Source organism: Pseudoalteromonas sp. SG43-1, from assembly GCF_014164415.1.
In the GTDB taxonomy this organism is placed as follows: Bacteria; Pseudomonadota; Gammaproteobacteria; order Enterobacterales; family Alteromonadaceae; genus Pseudoalteromonas; species Pseudoalteromonas distincta.
Map to the genome: position 1 here is coordinate 59,654 of NZ_JACJFD010000012.1, position 25,397 is coordinate 85,050.

Annotated in this window: 25 protein-coding genes; 13 read left to right on the forward strand and 12 right to left on the reverse strand. The window is 39.4% G+C overall.

The features are described 5' to 3' along the window. The first annotated feature begins 151 nt into the window (after positions 1-151). The 4 genes from H5159_RS10390 (at position 152) to H5159_RS10405 (ending at position 3,333) form a co-directional block, all read left to right on the forward strand. Positions 152-691 (forward strand): DUF2058 domain-containing protein, encoded by a 540-nt coding sequence (locus H5159_RS10390; protein WP_182715863.1) that lies wholly within the window; start codon positions 152-154, stop codon positions 689-691. Positions 692-874: 183 nt separating this feature from the next. Continuing rightward, on the forward strand, positions 875-1,198 hold the full coding sequence (locus H5159_RS10395; RefSeq protein WP_182694165.1) for a c-type cytochrome: 324 nt from the start codon (positions 875-877) through the stop codon (positions 1,196-1,198). 165 nt (positions 1,199-1,363) lie between these two features. Beyond that, a complete protein-coding gene (locus H5159_RS10400; protein WP_010554363.1) occupies positions 1,364-2,131 on the forward strand; it encodes a class II aldolase/adducin family protein in 768 nt (255 codons plus the stop codon). Between the two features lie 26 nt (positions 2,132-2,157). Further along, positions 2,158-3,333, forward strand: coding sequence for a mandelate racemase/muconate lactonizing enzyme family protein (locus tag H5159_RS10405; RefSeq protein ID WP_007375956.1), 1,176 nt, complete (start codon positions 2,158-2,160; stop codon positions 3,331-3,333). 94 nt (positions 3,334-3,427) lie between these two features. On the opposite strand, the gene H5159_RS10410 is transcribed toward H5159_RS10405, so the two are convergent. From H5159_RS10410 to zapB, 8 genes are all read right to left on the reverse strand, one after another. Further along, on the reverse strand, positions 3,428-3,799 hold the full coding sequence (locus H5159_RS10410; RefSeq protein ID WP_182780246.1) for a hypothetical protein: 372 nt from the start codon (positions 3,797-3,799) through the stop codon (positions 3,428-3,430). Between the two features lie 49 nt (positions 3,800-3,848). After that, positions 3,849-4,688 (reverse strand): amidohydrolase, encoded by an 840-nt coding sequence (locus tag H5159_RS10415; protein ID WP_182780247.1) that lies wholly within the window; start codon positions 4,686-4,688, stop codon positions 3,849-3,851. After that, the gene (locus H5159_RS10420) at positions 4,685-5,413 is read right to left on the reverse strand and encodes an SDR family NAD(P)-dependent oxidoreductase (RefSeq protein WP_182780248.1); all 729 of its coding nucleotides are present in this window, start codon (positions 5,411-5,413) and stop codon (positions 4,685-4,687) included. The genes H5159_RS10415 and H5159_RS10420 overlap by 4 nt, the downstream gene beginning before the upstream one ends. A 21-nt stretch (positions 5,414-5,434) precedes the next feature. Next, positions 5,435-5,923 (reverse strand): peptidylprolyl isomerase, encoded by a 489-nt coding sequence (locus H5159_RS10425; protein WP_002957860.1) that lies wholly within the window; start codon positions 5,921-5,923, stop codon positions 5,435-5,437. Positions 5,924-5,989: 66 nt separating this feature from the next. Next, the gene (locus H5159_RS10430) at positions 5,990-7,459 is read right to left on the reverse strand and encodes a LysM peptidoglycan-binding domain-containing protein (RefSeq protein ID WP_182780249.1); all 1,470 of its coding nucleotides are present in this window, start codon (positions 7,457-7,459) and stop codon (positions 5,990-5,992) included. Between the two features lie 55 nt (positions 7,460-7,514). Further along, positions 7,515-8,537 (reverse strand): MBL fold metallo-hydrolase, encoded by a 1,023-nt coding sequence (locus H5159_RS10435; protein WP_182715866.1) that lies wholly within the window; start codon positions 8,535-8,537, stop codon positions 7,515-7,517. Positions 8,538-8,600: 63 nt separating this feature from the next. Further along, entirely contained in the window at positions 8,601-8,906 is a 306-nt protein-coding gene (locus H5159_RS10440; RefSeq protein WP_182780250.1) for a cell division protein ZapA, read from the reverse strand. Continuing rightward, positions 8,906-9,136: a cell division protein ZapB gene (gene zapB, locus H5159_RS10445; RefSeq protein WP_002957855.1), complete on the reverse strand. Its 231-nt coding sequence runs from the start codon at positions 9,134-9,136 to the stop codon at positions 8,906-8,908. The genes H5159_RS10440 and zapB overlap by 1 nt, the downstream gene beginning before the upstream one ends. Positions 9,137-9,374: 238 nt before the next feature. Here zapB and H5159_RS10450 point away from each other — a divergent pair, with 238 nt between their 5' ends. Continuing rightward, entirely contained in the window at positions 9,375-10,214 is an 840-nt protein-coding gene (locus H5159_RS10450; RefSeq protein WP_182780251.1) for a 23S rRNA (adenine(2030)-N(6))-methyltransferase RlmJ, read from the forward strand. Positions 10,215-10,321: 107 nt separating this feature from the next. On the opposite strand, the gene H5159_RS10455 is transcribed toward H5159_RS10450, so the two are convergent. The 3 genes from H5159_RS10455 to H5159_RS10465 all read right to left on the reverse strand — a co-directional run bounded on the left by H5159_RS10455 (position 10,322) and on the right by H5159_RS10465 (position 12,656). Then, the gene (locus H5159_RS10455; protein ID WP_182780252.1) at positions 10,322-11,140 is read right to left on the reverse strand and encodes an META domain-containing protein; all 819 of its coding nucleotides are present in this window, start codon (positions 11,138-11,140) and stop codon (positions 10,322-10,324) included. A 121-nt stretch (positions 11,141-11,261) separates the two neighbouring features. Continuing rightward, positions 11,262-11,828, reverse strand: a complete 567-nt coding sequence (locus tag H5159_RS10460; RefSeq protein WP_007586451.1) for a PhnA domain-containing protein — start codon at positions 11,826-11,828, stop codon at positions 11,262-11,264. Positions 11,829-11,906: 78 nt separating this feature from the next. Next, positions 11,907-12,656 carry an ABC transporter substrate-binding protein gene (locus H5159_RS10465; RefSeq protein WP_182780253.1) on the reverse strand — a complete coding sequence of 250 codons (750 nt, stop codon included), beginning with the start codon at positions 12,654-12,656 and terminating at the stop codon, positions 11,907-11,909. Positions 12,657-12,805: 149 nt separating this feature from the next. Between H5159_RS10465 and H5159_RS10470 the strand changes: the two genes are divergently transcribed. The 7 genes from H5159_RS10470 (at position 12,806) to H5159_RS10500 (ending at position 22,133) form a co-directional block, all read left to right on the forward strand. After that, positions 12,806-14,071: an EAL domain-containing protein gene (locus tag H5159_RS10470; RefSeq protein WP_182780254.1), complete on the forward strand. Its 1,266-nt coding sequence runs from the start codon at positions 12,806-12,808 to the stop codon at positions 14,069-14,071. A gap of 2 nt (positions 14,072-14,073) precedes the next feature. Further along, the gene (locus H5159_RS10475) at positions 14,074-14,688 is read left to right on the forward strand and encodes a paraquat-inducible protein A (protein WP_182695511.1); all 615 of its coding nucleotides are present in this window, start codon (positions 14,074-14,076) and stop codon (positions 14,686-14,688) included. A gap of 94 nt (positions 14,689-14,782) precedes the next feature. Then, positions 14,783-15,145: a hypothetical protein gene (locus H5159_RS10480; protein ID WP_310736024.1), complete on the forward strand. Its 363-nt coding sequence runs from the start codon at positions 14,783-14,785 to the stop codon at positions 15,143-15,145. 257 nt (positions 15,146-15,402) lie between these two features. Further along, positions 15,403-16,779 (forward strand): TolC family protein, encoded by a 1,377-nt coding sequence (locus tag H5159_RS10485; protein ID WP_182780255.1) that lies wholly within the window; start codon positions 15,403-15,405, stop codon positions 16,777-16,779. After that, entirely contained in the window at positions 16,769-18,349 is a 1,581-nt protein-coding gene (locus tag H5159_RS10490; RefSeq protein WP_182780256.1) for an efflux RND transporter periplasmic adaptor subunit, read from the forward strand. The genes H5159_RS10485 and H5159_RS10490 overlap by 11 nt, the downstream gene beginning before the upstream one ends. A gap of 8 nt (positions 18,350-18,357) precedes the next feature. Continuing rightward, positions 18,358-21,477 (forward strand): efflux RND transporter permease subunit, encoded by a 3,120-nt coding sequence (locus H5159_RS10495; protein ID WP_182780257.1) that lies wholly within the window; start codon positions 18,358-18,360, stop codon positions 21,475-21,477. Positions 21,478-21,677: 200 nt separating this feature from the next. Further along, a complete protein-coding gene (locus H5159_RS10500) occupies positions 21,678-22,133 on the forward strand; it encodes a hypothetical protein (RefSeq protein ID WP_002957844.1) in 456 nt (151 codons plus the stop codon). A 137-nt stretch (positions 22,134-22,270) separates the two neighbouring features. On the opposite strand, the gene H5159_RS10505 is transcribed toward H5159_RS10500, so the two are convergent. Then, the gene (locus H5159_RS10505) at positions 22,271-22,777 is read right to left on the reverse strand and encodes a glycine cleavage system protein R (RefSeq protein ID WP_182780258.1); all 507 of its coding nucleotides are present in this window, start codon (positions 22,775-22,777) and stop codon (positions 22,271-22,273) included. 380 nt (positions 22,778-23,157) lie between these two features. Between H5159_RS10505 and H5159_RS10510 the strand changes: the two genes are divergently transcribed. Continuing rightward, positions 23,158-25,392, forward strand: a complete 2,235-nt coding sequence (locus H5159_RS10510) for an ABC transporter permease subunit (protein WP_024597535.1) — start codon at positions 23,158-23,160, stop codon at positions 25,390-25,392. The last annotated feature ends 5 nt before the right edge of the window (positions 25,393-25,397 follow it).

Here is a 25,397-nt window from a genome sequence, read left to right on the forward strand (position 1 = left end):
AATTGCTTTTAATTCATAATTAAAACCATAGTCATTGCGCTATATCATGGTTTGTTTTAACTAGTTTGCTAGATTAATGTCGATAGCGCTGTTATTTGAACTCGTTGGTGATTAAAATAGCGATAATATTAGTTTTTAGTGGAACAAAGTCATGGGTTCATTACAAGACCAATTGCTTCAAGCAGGATTAACAACATCGCATAATGCTAAAGTTGCTAAATCAGAAAAGCGTAAGCAACAAAAAAAGCAAAAGAAAGGGGCTACTAGCAACCCAAGTGATCTGCAAAAGCATATTCAACAAACCAAGCTAGAGCAGCAAAAAAAAGCTGAAGAGCTTAACCAAACACGCCAAGTGAGCTTAAAGCAGCGCGAACAAGAAGCGCGTGTTAAACAAATTTTAGAGCACCACAACCAAGACGCTATTCGTGGTGAGCGCACATTTAATTTTACTTATCAAAATAAAGTAAAAAATATCGACGTGAACGAGAAAACGCAAAAAGCGTTATCGGGCGGTCGTTTAGCTATTTGTGTACTAGAAGGGCAATTTTACGTACTAGACGACGAACCAGCACGCAAAGTGGCTGAAGTTGACGAAAAGTATATTGTTTTTCATGTAGAGCCAGAAAGCAAACCAAAAGATGAAGATGACCCATACGCAGACTTTGAAGTACCAGATGATATAGTGTGGTAATAAGTTATTAAGGGTAAGCTCATTTTTATTTGCTAAAGTATATAAAAGTGAGATAGAAACGAGTTAGCGGTTTTTGGTTAAGTTGATCGTCTAGCGTCGTTTCGTACGTATGCTTTTTATTTGATTGTTTACTACAATCAATAGAACAGTTTTTCTAACCGTCAAAAAAGAAGAGTAAATACAATGAGCAAGATGAAAACACTACTATTAGGCGCGGGTATTACTTTAGCCGCAAGCTTCTCGTTTAATGCAACAGCTGCCGATGGCGCTGCACTTTATACCGCTAAAAATTGTCAAACTTGTCATGGCGCTGAAGGTAAAGCACCAATTATGGGTATGTACCCTAAACTAAACGGTCAAAACAAAGACTATTTAGTAGCGCAAATGAAAGATATTAAGTCAGGTGCACGTAATAACGGTATGACCATGGCTATGAAAGCAATGGTTGCAACGGTAACTGATGAAGAGTTTGAAGCAATTGCAGATTACCTAGCTAACGTAAAATAATTTACGCAGTTATACCATTTTAATGCAATTGGTATTTTAGTTTTATAAACAGCCACACAATAGTGTGGCTGTTTTGTTTGGTGTTTGCTATAAAATAGAGACTGCTTTAGACTTCTAAACATCTGTTCGTACAGGTTAATAATGTACGTTTTTATAAGGCTCATTATGTTTGATTTACCCCAACTCGATTTAAAAAATAAAGTATCAGCACAAGAGTGGCAACTTCGTGTTGATTTAGCCGCGTGTTATAGACTGGTAGAGCACTTTCGTTGGGGGGATTTAATCTATACGCATTTATCAGCACGTTTACCTGGCACCGACCACTACTTAGTGAATGCGTTTGGTTTAACCTTTGATGAAGTAACTGCCTCTAATTTAGTAAAGGTCGACTTAGACGGCAACATTATTGACGATACGCCATTTAGTATTAATCCAGCTGGATTTACTATTCACAGTGCGATTCACGAGGTACGCGAAGACGCTCATTGTGTTATTCACCTTCATACCAAAGAAACAATCGCAGTCGCTACACAAAAAAATGGTTTATTACCGCTTAGCCAATATTCAATGTTTTCACTGCCATCGCTTTCTTATCATGGTTACGAAGGGCTTGCAGTAAACGACGACGAGCGAAAAGTGCTGCAAGATGATTTGGGCAGCACTAACCATATGTTATTGGTAAATCATGGTGGCTTAACAGTAGGCCCAACGGTAGGCGATGCGTTTATGCGCTTTTATGATTTACAGCGAGCGTGTGAAATACAACTAGCACTACAATCAAGCTCGCAAGAGGTGATTGAAGTACCGCAACCTATAATCGACAATATTTATAATCAAGCAAACGTAGTACACAGTGGCAGCACTGGCGGGCAACTTGCGTGGCCTGCGATGTTACGTAAAGCGTATCGACTTGACCCTAGTTTTGCAAAATAACCCATAGCGGTTAATAAGGAATTTTAATGAAAGTAAATCGCGTTGAAGTATTTGATATTCACTGTCCTGATAGACCTTCTTGGACACCTGTGTTTGTACGTATTCATACTGACGAAGGTATTAGTGGTGTTGGCGAAGCGGGCCTTGCATACGATTTAGGTCACAGTGCTGCAGCGGCTATGATTAAGGAAATGGCCGACGCCTTTTTAATAGGCCACGACCCATTTCAAACAGAAAAACTATGGTCTCGTATGTTACGTGAAAGCTTTTGGGGTTTAGGCGGCGGACCTGTTGTATATGCTGCAATGAGCGCAATTGATACCGCACTTTGGGATATAAAAGGTAAAGCGCTTGGTTTACCTGTATACCAGTTATTAGGCGGTAAAGTTAACGACAAACTACGCACTTACGCTTCGCAATTACAGTTTGACTGGGATAGCGAATTTAAAGCCCTAGTACAACCGCAAGAATATGCAGAAGCGGCTTTAAAGGCGATGGCCGAAGGTTACGATGCAGTAAAAGTAGATCCAATTCAATACGATAAAGATGGCAATACTTATTACGACCGTACAAAAATAATTTCACGTACTGAAATGAAGCTATACCGTGCGCGCATGCAAGCTATTCGCGAAGCAGTAGGCGACGAAGTGGATATTATTTTTGAATGCCACAGTTTACCTGGCGTGACAACAGCTATTCAGCTAGGTGAAATTGCAGAAGAGTTTGACTGTATGTACTTTGAAGAGCCAGTTAACTATTTAAACCATTCATTACACGCAAAAGTAGCTGATAAAGTTAATGTGCCAATTGCTGGTGGTGAACGTTTGTATAATCGCTGGGGTGTGCGCCCGTATTTAGAAGATCAAAGTATTGATGTTCTGCAACCTGATATTGGTTTATGTGGTGGCTTTACCGAAACTAAAAAAGTATGTGATTACGCAGATATTTTTGATGTGCGTATTCAGGCTCACGTATGTGGCGGGCCTGTTGCAACAGCAGCATCACTGCACTTAGAAACGGCTATCCCTAACTTTTTGATTCATGAGCACCACACTTATGCGATTAAAAAGTGGAACCGCGAGTTATGTTTACAAGACCCACAACCTAAAAATGGTTTCTTTGAAGTGTCAGAAGAGCCAGGCTTGGGTATTGAATTAAATGATGAGATTGTTATGCGGTCTCAACGCGTAGAAATAAAATAATAGCCTTTTAACCTAACTTTAGGTCATGCATTAAAAAGCCGGTAAGTGATTAGTCACTTACCGGCTTTTACTTGTTTGGTAAAGTTTTAGCTTGTTATAACTCGTTAATTCTACATTCTACGTCTTTAAGCTCGATAGTGGCTTTACTATCAAGGTGGCGTATATAGCATTGCTTGCCTTTAATCATCAATTCAAACTGATCGGGTGTATTGCGACTTTGCGTGTCGATAATATTATTACCATCCACATTGCTAAGGGTTATTGTGCTGCTGGTAGTAAATACATTATCAGCTAATTGAGTTTCTTGTATATGTACAAGTGTTTTAATTGCTTTGCTAACGGCTGTTTTATTTGGCTTTGACAGTAGAGCATGTTGCAGCTTAGGTGTCGGATCTGGATTTTGAGATATGCAGCCATTGAGAAAAAACGCAGAAAATACAACGATTAGTAAAAAGTACATTTTCATAAATTGGCCGTATTATTATAAAAAGAGAGTTTAATATAACTAGTTTTACTTAAACTTGGTAGTAGTGCTTAGCGTTTGTATAGCTAAGGTCATGCCATGTCTTATCGTTTGAGCATAACGCCTTATGGGAGTGCCATAGGGTGTTGTAGCTTGTATTTATTTGGCACACAGGAAAGTTGCTTGCAAACATAATACGCTGCTGGCCAAAGTGATTAAAAAGGATATTAAAACACGCTGCTTGTTGCTCACTGGTAAGTTGTAGTAATTCAAAACCAGAGAATTTAATTGCTATGTTGTCGTGCTGAGCAAGTAACTCAACACCTTGTCGCCAATCATTTAAATTACTTGGCAGTCCTGCATGATTAATTATAATTTGAAGCTGCGGTAGCTGCTTAGCGTAGTAAGCTATTTGTTTGGTTATTTCGCTATTTTCAATATCAAATTGAGCTTCAAAATGCAGTTTATTTGTAGCCAATAAATTAAGGTTATTAATACAATGAGGGCTTTTTAGTCTCACTGCATCATCTTCTTCGGTTATATCTCTTATACCACAAAGGCTTGAATGAGCCAGTGCATTTAGCGCGTGATTAAATTGCTCTGCGGGCGCATCAATTTGGTTGTAACTAATAGCCTTAAATGAAAGGTTTTTTAAATGCGAGCTTAGCCAGTTTAACTCGTTTATAGGTGATTGATTATCAAACCCAGCCTCAATGTGCACAATACCCGCAAGTTCAAAATCAGTACTTTTAACAAGTTGCTTTGCACTTATTGGTTGTTTAATTTTTTCTAGGTTAGGCCATGCTGGTGGGTTTTCGCCTTGTAGCCAAGTATATTGCCCCTCGGCAAGATTAAAAAAATGCACATGAGGGTCAATAATTTGCATGCTCATTGGGCTGTATAGCCGCCATCAATACTTTGTAAGCTACCAGTAATAAAGCTGGCATCGTCGCTTGCTAAAAAGCTCACAAGAGCAGCAACTTCGTCGGCTTGACCTAATCGGTTAAGCGGTTGCAGACTTGCTTCCTCGGCAACTATTTCAGCTTTGTTTGCGCCACTTTTTGCGCAGTACGCATCTATCGCGTTATGAAATAGCGGGGTTTCTATTGTGCCAGGGCATACCGCATTTACTCTAATATTAAAGCTCGCGTAATCAAGCGCTGTTGTTTTGGCCATTGAGGCAAGGGCATGTTTTGTTAGGTTATACGCAAAAGAGTTTTGCTTACCTATAATTGCTTGATCGGATGCGACTAATATAATAGCGCCGCTATTTTGCGCTTTCATGCTTGGCAATACGCTTTGTACTGCGGCATACGCGCCTTTAACATTAAGCGCAAAAAGTGCATCGAGAGTTTGCTCATCGGTGCTTTCTATATTTGCGCTTAAGTGTTTTCCAGCATTAGAAACAAGTACATCAATGCGTTTGCTTTGTTCACAGATAGCGTTGATACAGCTTTGTACCGCCGATACATCACTTACATCACACTGATGAAATATACCAGTTTCGCTTGGCTCTATATCAAGGTTATGTACTTTATAGCCATTACTTAGCAAACGCTTTACAACGGCTAGACCAATTCCTTTTGTACCACCTGTAACTACTACAACTTTAGACATACTTACTTCCTTTATCGCTAACTAGTGAGAGTGACCACAGCCGCCTTCAGCGTGCACATGTCCGTGAGAAACTTCTTCACTTGTTGCTTCACGTACAGATACAACTTCAACGTCAAACGTTAGTGTTTTGCCCGCAAATGGGTGGTTTAAATCACAATCTGCGTTAAAACGACCAACCTTAACAATGGTAACCTGATGACGACCTTGGTTAGAGCTAACCATTGCTGTCATACCTGGTTTCCATACTTTAACGTCGCCTTGTAGATGCTTAAGCGGAATACGTTGAATTAAATCATCAACACGCTCGCCGTACGATTCACTTGGCTCTAGAGTTACACTAAATTTTTCGCCGGCTTCTTTACCTTCAAGTGCTTTTTCTAAACCAGGAAGCATGCCTTCGCTGCCATGAATGTAAGTAAGTGGCGCTTCGTTTGTGCTACTTTCAATTTGTTCGCCCGCTTCGCTAAGGGTGTAATGAAATTCAACTGCTGAATTTTTGCTAATTTGCATGCTTGTCTCTTCAAATAATAACTATGTTAGGGCGCAATTTTACGCGAAATATACTTGTTTATAAACTTAACGTGGCTGATTTAGTGTTTTTTGTAAATTTAGCAGAAAATCTTTTTTTGTTGGGGCTGCTTTTTGCTTTTCAGCCTGTGGTATAAACAGTACTAATTGAGTGCCAGGTTTTAAAATGCTCGATGCAGAGAGTTTGTTCCATTTTGCCAAGTCGCTATGAGGTACATCGTAAAGCTGACTTATACTCCAAAGGCTATCGCCCGACTTAACTTCGTAATCTATTTCAATGGTGGGAATCGCAATCTCTTGGTGTTCTAAATAAGGGCTGATTTTGTAATCAACAGTTAATGTGCTTGGCAGAGTTTTAGGTTGCCCAACTAATAACTTTTCTCCAACACCTATTAAATTATTATTTTTATTATTAAGTTGTTTTAAAGCTTTTACCGACATACTAAAACGCCTGGCTATACTGTAAAGCGTATCGTTTTGTTTAACGATGTACTCTCCAGCAAAATTTGATTTGAAGAACTGACTTTTTAATAATGCTTCTTGTCCTATAGGCAGCAGTAAAGTGTGCGGCCCGTTAGGTGAGCTTTGATTTTTTAAATATCCCTGATTAATAGCATGTAACTGCTTTGAACCTATACCAGAGAGCTTTGCAATGACTGAAAAGTCGAACTGCTGGCCTATATTCATCTGTGTTGTAAATGGTTTATATGCAAGCTTTGGACGTTTAATCCCTTTTTGTGGGTGTTTAACTAAATAGCTTAAAGCGAGTAACTTGGGTACATAGTCAGCGGTTTCTTTTGGCAGACTGAGCGACCAGTAATCGGTGCTTTTACCGCGTTTTTTATTTTTTTCTATTGCGCGTTTAACACGGCCTTCACCACTATTATAAGCGGCCAAAGCATGTAGCCAATTACCATCAAAGCGTTTGTGTAAGTAACTTAAGTAATCAAGTGCAGCATCGGTTGAAGCAAGTACGTCTTGGCGCCCGTCATACCATTGGTCTGACTTAACACCAAAGTGATGCGCCGTTGCGCCAACTAACTGCCAAACACCAACAGCTTGCTGTGATGAGGCTATTGTTGGTCTAAAATCGCTTTCTACAAATGGTAGTAATGCGAGCTCCATAGGTAATTGCTTTTGCTCAATTTTTTTTACGATGTGATACAGGTAAGGCGCTGCGCGTTTGCTCACCGTTTGTAAGTAGTTAGGTTGCTTTGCATACCAGCTGATACGCTTTTTTAAAGCGCGATTTTGATAAATCGTAAAGTGTAGATTATTGGCAATATGCACCCACAGATCGGTGGTTTTTGGTGGGCGCTTTTTTACGATTGTTTTTTTGAATTGAAGTGGCGTAACTGGCTCATTAACTTGAGGCGTTTGAGCTACTTCCTCGTCAATATCATAAGTATAGTCAGGCTCAAAATGAGTAAATATTTGTGGAGCTTCTTGTGGTTCTTGCTCCGTTGATTGACAACCAAATAACAAAATACCCAAACAACATAAAACCAAACTGCGCATAGTGATCACTTTTGTAAATTCCTTTTATTATTTTAACACAATCCGTTGTGTTGAGTTATTCTGCGCTTTTTACGCGATTTAGGCCTGCTTGTAAAAAAAAGTTACTCGATTTTATATTAAGCGCTTCTTGTTTATAAGGCTCAATAACTGATTCAGGAAACGACAGCATTAACTGCTCAATACTTTGATCTTTACTGTTTTTAACATGCTCCGTTATGGCTGTTAAAAATGATAGCGGCTGTTTCAGCTGCTCTTTTGTTAATGTGCCGCCGTGGCCAGGTATAATAATAGTGAGCTTTTCGTCGTTAATATATTGCTTAAGCAACGTTTGCCAACTTTTAAGTTCGCCGTGACCAGGGTAAGGAAGCCAGTCAACGATATCACCACCAATCAGCACACTGCCCTTATTAGTAGTAATAGTTAAATCACCGTTAGTATGGGCTTGCTGCGGCTCAAGCGTTACCTCAAAACCACCAAGGTCGATAATTTTACGACTATTAATTACTATTTCGGGTTTGCTAAGCTGATACTCCTGCCAGCGAAAAAGTCGCTTTTTTGCAAGCTTTAACTTATCACGCCATTTAGCTTGCTCTTCTTTAGGGACATTCGCTAATCGTTGGTAGCTCAGCTCAATGCTCTTTTCATAGGTGTCTAGTTTGTCGGTATATGCTGTTTGGTAAAGGCTAAAATTTTTATTTACTTGCTGATGAACAGTGAGCTTGGCATCAGGATAAAAATTTTGCATAACCGCCATACCTAGCAAGTGATCGTCATGGTAATGCGTGGCAACCAAATAGCATAAAGGTGTTTTAAGGCGTTTTTTTAAATCTTCAGCAAGTTGTTCAACTGCAGCAAAATTGGCACTCGTATCAACCAGTAGGGCACATTTTTCGCCTTCAATTAATACTTGGTTAGAGTCGTAAAAGCGAAGCTTGTCTTGTTGCTTTAAAAACTGAATATGAGGGTTTATTGTATTCCAAATAACGGCAGCGTAGGTGCTAGGTGCTATTGATAGTAAAGTGCATGCCAATAGTAAGTGCTTACATGAAGAGGTTATGTTTGAAAGTTTTAACTTCATTTATTATCTCTACGCTGAGGTTTAATTACTTTAATAATAAACAAAAAGCGCAGTATGCGCTTTTTATTTTTGGTGTTTGGGGTCATTTGCCAAATGCTGACTGAGTTTATCAATCAATTGGTCTTGATGCTGTTGTTCAACTGTAGCCTGTGTTTTTGCTTCTAGCAATTCGTGGCTTAAGTTTAATGCTGCCATTAGTAGGGCTTTTTGTTCGTTTCTAACGGTTGAGCGTTGTTTCATTTGCTCAACTAAGTCATTTAGATTTTTAGCTGCTGCTATTAATGCATCTTCCTGCCCTTCGGGGCAAGCAAATTGCTGCTCTTTACCTAGCAACTCAACAGTGACCCGCTGGTTTTGCAGCTCAGACATTAGCTAGCCTGTTGTGCGCTTTGTAATTTATCAAGAAGACCAGATAAAGTAGTGCTGGCATCTTTTTGCTTTTCTTCATTTTCTAAAGCTTCAAGCTGTAGTAATTCGTTTTCATCGCTTAGTTTAGTGTTCTGTTCTTTTAAAGTAGCAACATCTGTTTGTAATTGATTATTACGTTCGATTAAAGAATCGATCAGTTGTTCGAGTTGTTGAAGAGTAGTGTTGTTCATAAAGGCGCTCATATAACTGTAATTAATGTCATGCAAATGTAAAGCAAAGTGTGTTGATTTGCCAGCATTTACGGTGGTTTTAGCTGATTTTTCTTCTGCGTTAAGGGATAATTCAGCATATGAGCTTTTTCATTCAGAAATGGTTCACTTTAACACTCTCTTATCTTGGTGTGAGTTGCCAAAGCCTAGTGCTTATGGTTCACTTACGATATTAAATTGCGTATGGCGAAAATAAATAATGCTTAGTTACAGACACTCATTTCATGCGGGTAATCCTGCCGATGTACTTAAACATTTAGTACTGGCACAAGTACTAAATTACCAAACAATTAAAGATAAACCGCTTGATTATATAGACACGCATTCAGGTGCTGGCTTTTTTGAACTGGCAGCTGCTGATGCGCAAAAAACGCAAGAGTATCAAGATGGTATTGAAAAACTTTGGCAACATAAAAGTGAACATGCTGAGCTTAATGAGTACATTGAATTAATTAAGTCATTTAACGACACTGACGAACTTGCATTTTATCCGGGTTCACCAAAAATTGCAGGGCATTACTTGCGCCGCCAAGATAAGGGTTGGTTTTTTGAACTGCACCCGCGCGATTTATTATTACTTGAAGAAAATATGCAAGGTAAGCGCTCCATTCGTGTGCGCGGAGAAGATGGCTTTACCGGCTTAGTAGGATTATTACCACCAGCATCTCGCAGAGCGTGTGTGTTAATTGACCCTCCGTACGAAATTAAAGATGACTACGAAACGGTTGTAAAAACCTTAGTTAAAGCTCATCAGCGTTTTGCTACAGGTACTTATATGATTTGGTATCCGGTAGTAGACAGAGAGCGCATTGATAATATGGAGCAGGGCTTAATTGATTCAGGAATGCGCAACATTCAGCTATTTGAATTAGGCACTGAAGCGGACACTGACGTACACGGCATGACAGCATCTGGCATGATTGTGATTAACCCTCCATGGAAGCTAAAGCAAACAATGGATGCAATAATGCCTGAACTTGTTGATTTGTTGAGTGAGCCAAGTGGTTTTTACAGAAGTGAACAACTCGTTGATGAGTAGCTTTAAATAGTGCTTACAATGAATGATAAAATGCCCAGTTTTGCTGGGCATTTTATTTAAAATCAATACGAATGTGTTAGGTAACACATATATTAGGGAGCTAAATATTAATTAAAATAAACTGCGTTAAAAGTAGCAAGCGTATTACCGCTGTTGTTTTTAAGTTTTAGTGACTCGCCTGTAATTTCCCACTTTGAAGTATTGTTAAGTACGTTAGACATAGCTGCCTCTTGGTCCATATTCTCCGAACACATCTTTTTTGTACTCGCTAACTGACTAAGTGTAATTGTGTGCTGCTCGGTGCTATAACTTCCGCTAAAATTATTACAGCCTAAAAAGCCATTAACACGGTAGTCTTTATCGAACTGAATAAACGGCTCTTTAGTTCTAACATTTACTGTTTGAGCATTGATTGTTATTGCTTTCCAGTACGTGTTTGTAAGCGTTATGTCTGGCTTTTCAACGGATACTTTTGAAAGCTCAATTTTATAAGGGCCAGTTAGCTGTGACTCTCTAAATGGGTCGTTATTTGTGGTACTTGTGTAAAGTACTTTGTCTTTATTTATGATTCTGGCGCTTAGGCTATAGCGGTGTTTATCGTTAACTTTACTGGCATCATAAGTTAGCTCTACAGTAAATGGTGGGGCTTGGGTTATATCAATCACTTCTTGGGTTATTATATCTGCTTTTACATCCATTTTAGATACATCCGAAAGCGTAACGATTAACTGTGAACCGGGGCGAAGCATACTGCGATCTTTGTAGCTAACTTGGATAGTTAGAGTCGATATTGATTTTGCTTGCTCTGTATTTTCAGTCGGCTTTGTTTGTTGATCACAACCGGTTATAGCAAAAGCGCTCAGTGCTAATAAACTAAGTCCTGTAAGTGCTTTTTTACGTGAATGTACTGCTTGATGCTTTTCCATGTTTGTTATCCTTACTCAATATTATCCCCCTAGTGTATTACCTAGTGACTTAATCATTCCTTAACTTATTTTAAACATAAAAAAAGGCGCATTAGCGCCTTTAATAATTAAAAACAAACGATTATTTTTTAACAAACTTAGTTAAAATAACTATGCGCTGGCCGTCAACTCGCCCTTCAATATGTTCAGGGTTGCTGGTTAGGCCAATATTACGAACAGCTGTTCCGCGTTTAGCTGTAAGGCTACTACCTTTAACGTCTAAGTCTTTAATTAGGGTAACAGTATCGCCTGCTTGAAGTACTACACCGTTGCTATCTACATGCTTTAAATCGTCATCTTCAGCAAGTGCTTTTTTAGCCCACGTTAGCGTGTCTTCTTCAAGGTAAATCATGTCTAGCGCATCTTGTGCCCAGCCATTATCAGGCGCTAAACGCGAAAGCATTCTGTAAGCTACAACTTGTACTGCAGGTGTTTGGCTCCACATGCTATCGTTTAAACAGTGCCAATGTGTAGGCGTTATTTCGCTGTTATTCTCGATTTGATCTTTACATGTTTGACACGTGTAAATACATTTATCTGAGTGGGTTTCAGTTACCGGTGGTACTTCATAAACAGATAAGTTCTCGGTGGCTGCACACAATTCACATTGATTATTACTACGTTCGATTAAGGCTTTTTCAATACTCATGGGGCTCTTTCTGATTCTGGTCGAGTTAACATTTGCTGCTATTGTACTCCAAAACACGAGCTCTGCGCCATTAGTCCCTTAATTTTGTGTGGGTATATTACTCATATACTTATCTTCAATAGTTTTTATATATCCTTGAGCGTGAAGGTTTTTAATTGCTAGGTTTATCTGGGACAATAATTCTTTGTGTTTGCTCAATAAGCGAATTCTTAAAAAACCATGGGAATGCTGTGCGCCAAAGGCAATGTTTATCCCTAACTGCTTTGCCCAATAGAGCGCAGTTAACTTACCTACTAGTGCAGCTTCTACACGGTTTCTTGATAGGGCTGTCATAAGTTCTTTTTCGGATGGAAAGTCAACACGCTCAAAGGTGTTGTCATTAAAGTAATAGTAACCTAGTACCGTTCCTATATTTTTACCCTTCAAGCTATCAGCGCTTTGCCAATGCTGGGCATTTTTAGGCAAGGTAACAATCATTTCTGTGGCATAAATAAGCGGCTCTGAAAAAACATAACGAGGGTCATTTCTCTCACTCTTTGAGAGCCATTCTAATGAAATAACATCAAAATCGATTATTTCATCTTGTAAATATTTGGTAATACGCTTTGTAGGTAGGTCGATATGAGAAGCTGCAATATTGGCATCATCGAGTACTTTTTCAATAATTTCGGGTAATATGCCAGGCTTTTCTGGATCATTTGTATAATATGGATAATGACTCCCTGACGCGCTAACATTATATTTGAGGGGAGTAGGATTAATGCTGGCATAGCTAAAAAATACAAATAGCAGAGGGCTCAGTACTAATAACCGAATAAAGTTAGTCAAATCTCTACCTTTTATATTAATATTTTATACTAGTGTTGTGTAATTTTAACGTTTTTGCAATGACGACTATATTTATCTTATGCGTGTTGCATTAAAGTACACATATTATTGGCTGTTTTGCCATCTTTTATTTATAGGTTTAGAGCCAAGTGAAATTACATAACATACCTGATGAAGTACAAAAAATAACTCAGTTTGTTGCGCGGCAACCTATTTTTGATATAGACCAGAATGTTTTCTCGTACGAATTGCTTTATAGAGACTCAGCCAATAATGCGTTTCCTGCAGGCACTTCTGATGTCCATGCGACAAGCCGCCTATTTTTTAATGCTTTAATGTTGGTTGGTTTAGATAGACTTACCGCACACCATTTAGCTTTTATAAACTTGTCATCAGAAACTATTCTCGATAACTTCCCCAAACTTTTATTGCCAGAAAATAGTGTTATTGAAATAGTGGAGCGCACGGGTAATATTCCTGCGGTGGCTGAGCGTGTGCAAGAACTTAAAAAAGAAGGCTATGTTTTTGCACTTGATGATTACGATGGCGATCCAAAATGGGAGCCACTGTTAGCACATGTTGATTACATAAAAATTGAGATAGATGATCCGGTTATTAAAACCAATATGCGCATTAAAAAAATAAAACGCGCAAATCCACATGCAAAAATAATTGTTGAACGAATAGAGACGCATGAACAATTTAATGTATTAAAATTGGCTGGCTGCGATTTATTTCAAGGGTTCTTTTTTTCTCGCCCAGAAATGATTACGTATAAAGGTGTAGAGCCTTCAAAGCTAACCGTTTTTGATCTATTACGTTTTACAGCAAAAGAAACACTTTGCTTTAAAGAAGTTCATCAACGAGTGGCCAGAGATGTAGCCATAACAGCGAGGGTTTTAAAGCTAGCTAACGCGCGTTCAGGCAAAACAAATTTAGTCATTACGTCTATTTCACAAGCGGTTATTTATTTAGGTGAGGACACAATAAGACAATTTGTTCGCGTATTAGCAATTAGTGAGTTGGGGGTCGAAAAACCAACCGAATTAACTAAGCTTGCTTTAACGCGGGCTCAATTTATGTCGCTAATATTGGAGCAAAATAATAAAGAGTTGACCGAGCAAGGGTATCTGGTGGGGTTGTTCTCGGTGCTTGATGCTATTTTAGATGCTGATTTAAAAGACATAGTTAAAGAGTTTACTTTAGATGCTGCAATATCTGATGCGTTACTATTAGAGAGCGGCATTTTAGGGAACTGTTTATCGCTTATAAAAGAGTTTGAATTAGATAATATAGATGAAGCTATGGTCCATTTGGCCAACATAAACTCAGAGCTGCATATTGGCGATATATTTAATTTTTTATTGGATGCTGTTTTATACAGTGATGACATTATTGAGGCAATAGCAGAATAAATATGCGTAATTGGTTGTCGGTTATAAGTGTAGTGGTTGCTCTTTGTTTATTGTTTCCTGGTATTACAAAACCAGTATTAACAATAGAGGGCAACATAGATAAATCAAAATTAGCGCAAGCGGGCATTGAAATGCTTGCTGAAGAGGGTGATGGTCGGACTCGTAGCATGCTAATGATGTTCTCGAATATGCTAGGGCTTGATAAGTTAGAGGGCGAGATTAGCGCCTATAACAAAACACAAAGTATTTTAGGCACAGTTCAAGAGCTTTCTAGCAATAATAATTTATTTGTAGCTGCTTTAGTGGGGTTGTTTTCTATTGTTATTCCAAGCTTGAAGCTGCTATTACAATTGCTTTATTGTTGCCTGCCTTTGAATGGGTTGAAGCAAAAGCTCGGTCTGGTTATTTGTGCATTAAGTAAGTGGAGCATGGTTGATGTATTTGTTATTGCATTAATAGTGACTTACCTAGCAGGTAACGCTCATGGTAAAAGTGGTGAGCTACTTGTTATGAATGCACAATTTGGTGAGGGTTTTTGGTATTTTAGCGCATATTGTATATTTGCAATTATCGCGAGTAACTTAATTAAAACACCTGATAAACCGCAGTCTACATAATTAAAGTATTTGTGGTTGCCGTTAGGTTATCTTACAATCATTTTAAAATTTATTAAAAGGCATAATGTTGCAACGTTTTTACTCTAGTTTACTCATGATAACTTTACTGCTCACTTTTGTGGGTCAGGCAGTTGCGTCTGTAGCTATGGTATGCGAAATGCCACATTTGCCAACGAAAACAGCAACGCATGCCCAAATGCCAATGACACACAGTAGTGATGCAACAGCTGTTGCTAGCATGTCTGAAAATATGATGCAGATGGATTGTTGCGACGACGAAAGTACGCCACAAAATGATTGCAAATGCCCTATCAGTGGCTGCGCTGCTAATTCAATGCTTAATGTTGATACTTTATTTAGCGTTACTTTATTTGAATCTGAAAAAGTAAATATAAGTGTATTTACTACACAAATTAATATACCTCGTTCACTTTACCGCCCTCCTATGTCTGCTTAATAGCAGGATAGGTGTAATATCAATTTTATTGAAAACATGCTCATTCTAGGAACTAAATACCTCTCTAACTGCGTTAAAAATTACTTATATAAAGCAACTATACTGCGTAATTTTTTCCTTGTTATAGAGCAATTTTCCTACCGCAATAATAGATCATTAATTCAATGCAATTGATATAAAAGGTTTTTGTAAAACTCCTAAACACCTTTTTTGCTTCCTAATTTAAGAATTTCTTTTATTTTTAGATGGAGCAGGTGATGAACCACGCTGTAAGTATTAAAGCCGTATTATGTAGTGTTGTGTTTTTTAGCACAGCTGTTAATGCGCAAAACAATTCAAATAACCTAAATATCGATACGCTAAAGCAAGCCCGCAATGAGCAAACGCTTAGCTTAACGCAAGCGCTTAATTATGCACTAACGCATGAGCCATGGCTAAAAGCGAGTGGCTACCAAGAAGATGCCGCAATAGCACAAAGTATTGCCGCAGGCACCTTACCCGATCCTGTTTTAACGGTTGGCTTACTTAACTTACCTACTAACGGTTATGCGTTTGATCAAGAAGGGATGACGCAGCTTAAAGTCGATTTGAGCCAAAAGTTTAGCCGAGGGAATAGTTTAGCGCTTAAACAAAAGGCATTAGCTCAGTCTGCTCAACAATACCCTTGGCAGCGCGCCGATCGCTTAGCACAAGTAAAAGCAATTGTGATTGAGTCGTGGTTAAACGCGTATCGTGCTCAGCGAAGTATTGCTTTAATTGAGCAAGATAAAGGGCTATTTACTCAGCTTATTGAAGTTACCGAAGCAAGCTACGCAAGTACCTTAGGTAAAACACGCCAGCAAGATATTATTCGTGCGCAATTAGAGCTCACTCGCCTTGAAGATAAGCTGGTTATGCTTGAGCAGCAATTTGAAAGTGCTAAAAACCGTTTAGCACAGTGGTTACCTATGAATATGCTTATGCAGCCTTTAAATGCCGAATTTACTAAAACCACAGGGCTGGTTGATTTTGCAAACCTTGAATTTGATAAATTAATACAGTTGCTTATGGCGCATCCCGCAATTATTGCGATAGACAAAACCGCCACCGCAAAGCAAACCGAAGTTGCACTCGCCAAGCAAAGTTACAAACCTCAAATGGGCGTTAATGTGGGTTATGGTTATCGAGATGATACGCCTATGGGGGAGTCGCGAGCTGATTTACTTTCAGTAGGATTTAGCATTGATTTGCCATTGTTTACTGATAACAGACAAGATCAAAAGGTTAAATCGGCTATTGCTAGTGCAGAAGCTACTAAAACACAAAAGCTGGTGGCGCTTCAAAAACTCAAAGGCATGTACTTTAAGGAGTTTAGCCAACTCGCTCGTTTGCAAAAACGCGATGCGCTTTATCAAAATACGTTATTACCGCAAATGTCAGAGCAATCTCAAGCAACACTTAATGCTTATACGCGCGACGATGGGGATTTTTCTGACGTGATGCGCGCGCGTATTAGTGAACTTAACGCCAAAATAGACGCGCTTAATATTCAAGTAGATCAGCATATTATTACCGCTCGCCTTAATTATTATGCAAGTAGCTTAGACCCCCAAGTAATGAGCGAGCAAACTGGAGAATTACATAATGAATACTAATTTAAAGTTACTTGTTGCTGCCTTAGTTGGTGCGGGCGCATTTGCGTTAATTGGCGCCTTAGTGATGCAGTTTTTACCTAGCAGCTCGGCGATGCATGAACAGCAAAGTGCTGAAAAACAGCCCTTATATTGGGTAGCCCCTATGGATAGTAATTACAGGCGTGACGCGCCAGGGCTGTCGCCAATGGGAATGGATTTAGTCCCTGTATATGAAAACGATAGCAACGCTCAGGATGGACCAGGTGCAGTAACTATTTCGCCTGCAGTCATTAATAACTTAGGTGTAAGAACCGCCAAAGTAGAGCTTAAAACACTTCACAGCGATATAAATACTGTGGGTTATGTGCAATATAACCAAGACCAACTTATTCACATTCATCCGCGTGTAGAGGGCTGGATTGAAAGCTTGTACGTTAAAGCGCAAGGTGCACAAGTTAAAGCCGGTGAGCCTTTATATACATTGTATTCACCACAATTGGTGAATGCACAGGAAGAGCTTTTACTGGCGGTTAATCGTAATAATACCGTGTTAATTCGCGCTGCAAAGGCGCGTTTAGAGTCGTTAAATGTGTCTGATGGATTTATCGAGCGCTTACAAAAAAATAAAAAGATAATGCAAAATATTACTTTTTACGCAAAGCAAAGTGGTGTGGTAGATGAGCTAACAGTACGAGAGGGCTTTTACGTTAAACCAGGCACATCAATGATGAGTATTGCTCAGCTTGATGAAATTTGGGTAGAGGCAGAAGTATTCGAGCGCCAATCAGAACAAGTGAGCGTGGGCTTGCCCGTTACAATGACGCTTGATTACTTAAAAGGTCAAAAGTGGGAAGGTAAGGTTGATTACATTTACCCCGCGCTTGATGCTAAAAACCGAACTTTGCGTGTAAGGCTTAGGTTTGAAAATGCAGATCATCGGTTAAAACCAAATATGTTTGCACAAGTGAGCATTCACGCTAAAGCGAGTAAGGCGCAATTTACAGTACCAAAAGAAGCGGTAATTCGCACGCAGCATCAAAACCGAGTAGTTATTGCATTAGGTGAGGGTCGTTTTAAATCGGTAGAAGTCGAAGTTGGGCAAATTAATAGTAATGAAGCGGTCATTTTGTCAGGTGTAATGACAGGTGACACGGTAGTGACCTCAGCGCAATTTTTAATAGATTCTGAGTCAAGTAAGAGCTCCGACTTTAAACGAATGGAAATGCCTAGTTCTAGCATTAGCTCAGGTATGAGTTCGGATTCTGGTTCAGACTCAAATATGAACATGGATATACAGCCACAAAGCGCCACGGTTAACGGCACTATTAATGCCATAGATACACAAAATCGCATTATTAATATTAGTCGAGAGGCCATTGAAAAATGGAATCGAGAACCCGCCACAATGGACTTTGTATTAGCGCCAGATATTGATATTACCAAGTTTGAAAATGCCCAGTATATTAATTTTACTTTTAGCATTATTAATGATGAATTTGTAATTACTAACGCGCAAAACGCAGAGCCGATTGATCATTCTACTATGCAAACTATGCAAACTATGCAACCTATGCAACACAGTTCTCACTAGGAGCCATTATGATAACTGCCATTATTCGTTGGTCTGTTGGCAATCGCTTTTTTGTGTTGTTGCTTACATTAATTTTACTGGGTGGAGGATTGTTTGCACTAAAAAATACGCCCGTGGATGCCTTACCTGACTTATCTGATGTTCAGGTCATTATAAAAACTACTTACCCGGGGCAAGCGCCGCAAGTAGTGCAAGACCAAGTTACATTTCCGCTCACCACTGCAATGCTTTCTGTGCCGGGTGCACAAACTGTAAGGGGTTTTTCGTTTTTTGGTGACTCGTACGTTTACGTTATTTTTGACGAAAAAACTGATTTGTATTGGGCGCGTAGCCGAGTACAAGAATACCTAAGCCAAGCAGCAAACCGATTGCCCGATAGCGCTACGCCAGAGCTTGGCCCTGATGCAACAGGCGTAGGTTGGATTTACTTATACGCACTAATTGATAAAACAAATAAACACGATATTAGTCAGCTACGAAGCTTACAAGATTGGTTTTTAAAGTTTGAGCTACAAACTGTGCCCGGTGTATCTGAAGTGGCTTCTGTTGGTGGCATGGTTAAGCAATACCAAGTCAATGTAGAGCCTGATAAATTACGTGCATATGGTATCCCGCTTAGCCTTATTCAAACGGCGATTCAACAAGGCAACCAAGAGATGGGCGCCTCGGTAGTTGAAATGGCTGAAGCTGAATACATGGTAACAAGCACAGGCTACATTAAAAGTGTTGCCGACCTAGAAGCTATTCCGCTTGGTGTAAACGCTAATGGTACTGCGCTGCAATTGCGTGATGTAGCCGATATTAGAGTCGGGCCGCAAATGCGCCGTGGTATTGCAGAGCTTAATGGCGAAGGCGAAGTAACCGGCGGCATCGTTATTATGCGCTATGGCGAAAATGCACAAAAAACCATTGAGCTGGTAAAAGCAAAATTAGAATCGCTTAAAAAGGGATTACCAGAGGGCGTTGAAATAGTCCCTGTGTACGATCGCTCCAACTTAATAAATAACGCAGTAGATAATCTAACAAGTAAGCTAATTGAAGAGCTGATTGTAGTTGCTTTAGTGTGTGTGGTGTTTTTGTTTCATGTGCGCTCATCATTGGTGGCGATTATTACGTTACCGCTTGGGATTTTAACGGCATTTATAATTATGTATTGGCAGGGGATTAACGCCAACATTATGTCTTTAGGGGGAATTGCAATAGCGATAGGCGCAATGACCGACGGCGCTATCGTCATGATTGAAAATATGCACAAACATATGGAAAAAACGCCACTTACCAACGAAAACCGCTGGGAAGTTGTGGCTAAATCGGCGAGTGAAGTGGGTCCTGCATTATTTTTTAGTTTATTAATTATTACCGTCAGCTTTATGCCGGTATTTATTTTAGAAGCGCAAGAAGGACGTATGTTTGCGCCACTGGCTTACACTAAAACCTATGCTATGGCGGCGTCTGCTGGGCTTGCAATTACCTTAGTGCCGGTATTAATGGGTTACTTTATTAGAGGTAAAGTTATTTCGGAGCAAAAAAATCCAGTTAACCGATTACTCGTCGCAGCGTATCGCCCACTACTTAACTGGGTGCTTAAATTTCCAAAAATGACATTGGTACTCGCGGTGGTTGTTTCTGTTATTGGCTTTTACCCGGTAAACAAAATAGGCAGTGAATTTATTCCGCCACTTGATGAGGGCGACTTAATGTATATGCCCACAACGTATCCTGGTTTATCGGTAGGTAAAGCGCGCGAAATACTACAGCAAACCGACAAGCTAATTGCCACAGTACCTGAGGTTAAAACAGTATTTGGTAAAGTTGGGCGAGCAGAAACTGCAACAGATCCTGCGCCGCTTACAATGATAGAGACGTTTATTCAGCTAAAACCAAAAAACGAATGGCGCGAGGGTATGACGCTTGAAAAACTTAAAAAAGAACTCGACGGTTTGGTTAAGTTTCCGGGGTTGACGAACGCGTGGGTAATGCCAATTAAAACACGTATTGATATGCTCGCGACCGGTATTAAAACCCCTGTGGGTATTAAAGTTGCGGGACCAAAGTTGAGTGAAATTCAAAAAATTGGTCAACAAATAGAAGTGTTATTGAAAGATGTGCAAGGCACTGCATCGGTTTACTCAGAGCGAGTAGCCGGTGGACGTTATATAAAAGTAGATATAAATCGTGAAAAAGCCGCGCGCTATAGCTTAAATATTAGCGACATACAGCAAGTTGTATCTACTGCAATTGGTGGTACAAACGTAACTCAAACCGTAGAAGGGCAAGAGCGCTACCCAGTTAATTTGCGTTACCCGCAAGCATACAGAGACTCGCCAGAAGAGCTAATGCTGTTACCCATTGTAACGCCTACAGGGCAGCGTATAGCACTTGGTGATGTAGCCAATGTATTTATTGAAGATGGACCGCCTGGTATAAAAAGCGAAAATGCACGTTTAAACGGTTGGAGTTTTATTGATATAGATGGCGTTGATATTGGTACTTACGTTGAGCACGCTCAGCAAGTGCTCGATAAGGACCTAATACTACCTGCTGGCTACTCAATTACGTGGGCTGGGCAGTATGAATACATGCAGCGCGCTAAAGACAAACTGACTTATGTATTACCACTTACATTAGCGATTATTATTGTGTTGCTTTATCTTAATTTTAGAAGCTTTGCTGAGGTCACTATTATTATGGCTACGTTGCCACTGGCAATGATTGGTGGCGTATGGCTAATGTATTTAGAGGGCTTTAACTTTTCAGTTGCAGTGGGTGTAGGTTTTATTGCCTTAGCTGGGGTAGCGGTAGAAATTGGGGTCATTATGTTGGTGTATTTAAACCAGGCCTATCAAGAAAAATGCATCGAAGCAGAGCAGGCAGATAAGCCACTTAGTTTAGTGCAATTACAGCAAGCTATTATTGAAGGTGCAGGGCTTCGAGTACGCCCGGTTATGATGACTGTCGCGACAATTATTATTGGCTTGCTACCTGTGCTGTATGGCACAGGCACCGGAAGCGAAGTAATGAGTCGAATAGCTGCACCTATGGTTGGCGGTATGGGCAGTGCAATTGTACTCACCTTACTTGTTATTCCTGCGGTTTACCTACTGTGGCGCAAACAAGGACTTAAATAATATAAAGCAACAAGACGATAGAGCAGTGCGGTTACTACCCACGCATTGCTCTATAAAAATTACCTATAATTTGTAAGTTATTCTATTAAATTGCTAACTAATATCCATTTTAAAATTAACCTTCTGTTTTTAAATGGTTTTTTAATTGGCACGCTTTACGCAGTGTAGTACCTATACAGTCAACTAAGTAAGGAATGCACATGCAAGTTAAAACAATTAAAGAGGTATACGATTGGACCGTTTTGTTTCATACGCAAATGGCGGCTAATTTTCATAGCGTAAAGGATTTACTCGATGAACATAATGCAATGCTGGTGGACTACTACCTAAATTACGAAAAAAAACTCGCTGAAGATTTAGTCGGGTTTAAAGCGATAACCGAAATAAATACGCTCGATACGTACTGTTATGAATACTTTGCTAAAAATCCTGAGCTAATTACTTTCGAAGACATTAGTAAAGACCAGCAATTTGATGAGAAAGTTATTCAAGCTTATTTATCAGAGCAGCATCAAAAGGTAATTGAATTATACGAATACTTACTTGAGCGCGCTGAAACTCAAAGTGGCCAAGAAAAGCTGCAACAAATACTAGAGCTGGAAAAGCAAGGTATAAAGCAAATGATGCAAAGTACGAATCGTCATATGGATATGTAGCTTTATAAGATAACTATTCAAAATAGCCGATGCTTGCATCGGCTTATTTTATGTCTGCGTTAAATAACCCGCAGAGGGCTTTGATAAACTGGCTAAAATAATATGCGTGTCAACAGTGTGGCACGCACCTAGGGAGATCAAATTTCTTCTGTATCTACAATTAAATCACTTGTTATTGATTCCAATGCTTCAATGACTTCGTCTTTATTCATACCATTGGGTAAAGTAACGGTAGCAACAGCGCTAAAAATAGGCACCCCCCAATTAGGCGCACTTTGCTGCCTTGAATTTAAATGAGTAATGTTAGCGCCTTTGTGGCGTATTACACTCGCCAACTCTTGAACAATACCTGGGCGATCGTTACCTGTTATAACCAGATTGATTTGTTCTAATGTTGATGGTTCAATTTCTGTGTTTCCGGTTTCAATTCGAACGTCTAACTTAGGTAACTTATTTAAAGCGCTTTGTAGTGATTGAAAGTGCTCCTCAGCAACTTCAAGTTGAATAATACCTGCAAAATGACCTAATAAATGGCTTAAGTTACTGCTTAGCCAGTTGCCATGATTTTGTAACACGACGGATGAGATACTCTCTACTAAACCAGGGCGATCTTGCCCTAAAATAGTTATAACCAACTGCTTCATAAATAATTCTCTTTTTAAGCCCAAAGAAAGTAAATGCATAGGCATTAAGTGTATTGTCTAATCTAAATTGTGTATTGTTGCACTTTTATAAATCGTTGATTTTAAAATAATAAAATTGAATGTGGTTGTGTTGACTATACGCGGTATTAATAGTCATTCTTATTTAGTAAGTACTCTTTTAGTATTGACCTCGATAAATGCTTTGTCCAATTATTTTATAATTTAGTTCACTTAAAAATCATCTATATGAGACTTATTTAGCGATTTTCTTCGCTAGTTTTATTTAAAACCGTTTTAACGTGCTTATTATTACTGCTGTAACATTACTGTCATCTTGATGAAATATAATTTATAGAACGTTAAGATTTAAGGGTGTTTTGATGACTTCAAATCCGAATAAACCGACTTTTAATACGGATCGAAGCCGTCTATTTAAAGATCGGTTTGCCAAATTTGGTATAACCGCAGGTGGGATAATGGTATTGGTAGCACTGCTATTAATTTTCTTTTACCTTCTTTATGTAGTACAGCCAATTTTTGAATCAGCAAAAGTAGAAAAACGCGATAGCTTTCAGGTCGCTAATTCGCAGCAAATAGCAGGCCTAGGTGTAGAAGAGCAAACTGAAGTTGCTTATTTACTCAGTCAGCAAGGTCAGGTTGATTTTTACAGTGTGCAAGATGGCAGCTTTGGTAAAAAGCTTAAAACATTAAACGCCGAGCTACCAAGTGATGCAACAAGCTTTGCAACTAGCGCGCCTTTTCAAGGGTATTATGCGTTTGGTTTAAAAGATGGCACTGTAATGGTCGTAGCACCTAAATTTTTGGTCACCTTTCCTAATAATGAGCGTAAATTAACGCCTCGTTTAGACTTTCCTCTTGGGGAAATGGCTTTGGAAGTAGATGAACAAGGCTCAGCTATTAAACGCTTTGCATTTAGCCACTATGAAGACAGAACAGCTGTTGTCGCACTTACAGAAGACAAACGGGTGCTGTTTAGCAGTTTTGTTGCTGAAGAGAATATGTTTACTGGCGAAGTTGAGTGGGTTGTTGAGCGCACAGAGCTAGATGTTGAAGGGCGTGTAGATGAGCTATTAATGTCGCCAGATACAACCCGTACTTTTGTACGTTCTGCTAATCAAGTTTACGTATACGATACACGTGACCCAAGTGATGTAGAGCAAATTCAGCTACTTTCAGCTAACGAAGAAAATGCCAATATTGTATCTGCACAATTACTAGCAGGTGCAAACTCATTAATGCTTGCCAATGATAACGGCGAAGTTTCGCAGTGGTTTGAAGTTAACACTGACACTGGCCGCGAATATGAAAAAATACGTTCATTTGAAACGACTAAGCAAAGTAAATTAAATGTATTTACAGAGTTCTACCGTCGTACTTTTTTTACGACCAGCAGTAACGGTGAGCTTGGGGTGTACTACACAACTAGCGAAGCAAAATTATGGCAAGGTAAAGTAAGTGAAGGCGCAATACAAAACTTTGCAATTTCACCGCGTTCAAATGCTGCATTAATTTTGGCGGATAACAAACTAACAGTATTAGAAATACATAACGAGCATCCAGAAGTCACTTGGTCAGCGCTTTGGCAAGAAGTGTGGTACGAAGGTTACCCAGAGCCAGGTTATATATGGCAGTCAACATCAGCCAGTGATGACTTTGAATCTAAGTTTTCATTAGTGCCAATTTCGTTCGGTACATTAAAAGCAGCCCTTTATGCGATGTTATTTGCAGTGCCTATTGCGCTTTCGGCGGCAATTTACACGGCATACTTTATGTCGAGTAAATTACGTAAGGTAGTTAAGCCTACTGTTGAAATAATGGAAGCATTACCAACCGTTATTTTAGGTTTTTTAGCCGGTCTTTGGTTAGCTCCTTTGATAGAAGAGCACTTACCTGCAATTGTTGGGTTACTCATATTATTACCTTTAGGTATGTTAGCGACAGGTTTAGCTTGGACTAAATTACCAACCAAAATCCGTCATCGAATTCCTGAAGGATCTCATTCAATTATCCTTATTCCGGTCGTTTTACTTATTGGCTGGTTTTCGTTTGCGATGAGTGAATTTGTTGAGCTTTGGATGTTTGACGGCAATGTACGTCAGTACTTAACAAATGAGCTAGGTATGACATTCGATCAACGTAACTCGCTGGTTGTAGGTATTGCGATGGGGTTTGCAGTTATTCCAACTATATTCTCAATTGCAGAAGACGCCGTATTTAGTGTTCCAAAGCATTTATCAAATGGCTCATTAGCATTAGGTGCAACGCAGTGGCAAACACTAATACGTGTTGTATTACTAACAGCAAGCCCTGGTATTTTCTCTGCGGTAATGATGGGACTTGGCCGCGCCGTTGGCGAAACCATGATTGTACTTATGGCAACGGGTAATACACCTATTATGGATTGGAGCATCTTCCAAGGTATGCGTACGCTTGCAGCAAATATTGCAGTTGAAATGCCTGAGTCAGAAGTAGGTAGTTCGCATTACAGAATATTGTTCTTAGCGGCCTTTGTACTATTCATATTCACATTCATTTTTAACACAGTCGCTGAGTTTGTTCGCCAGCAACTGCGTGAAAAATATAGCTCAATGTAAGCGGA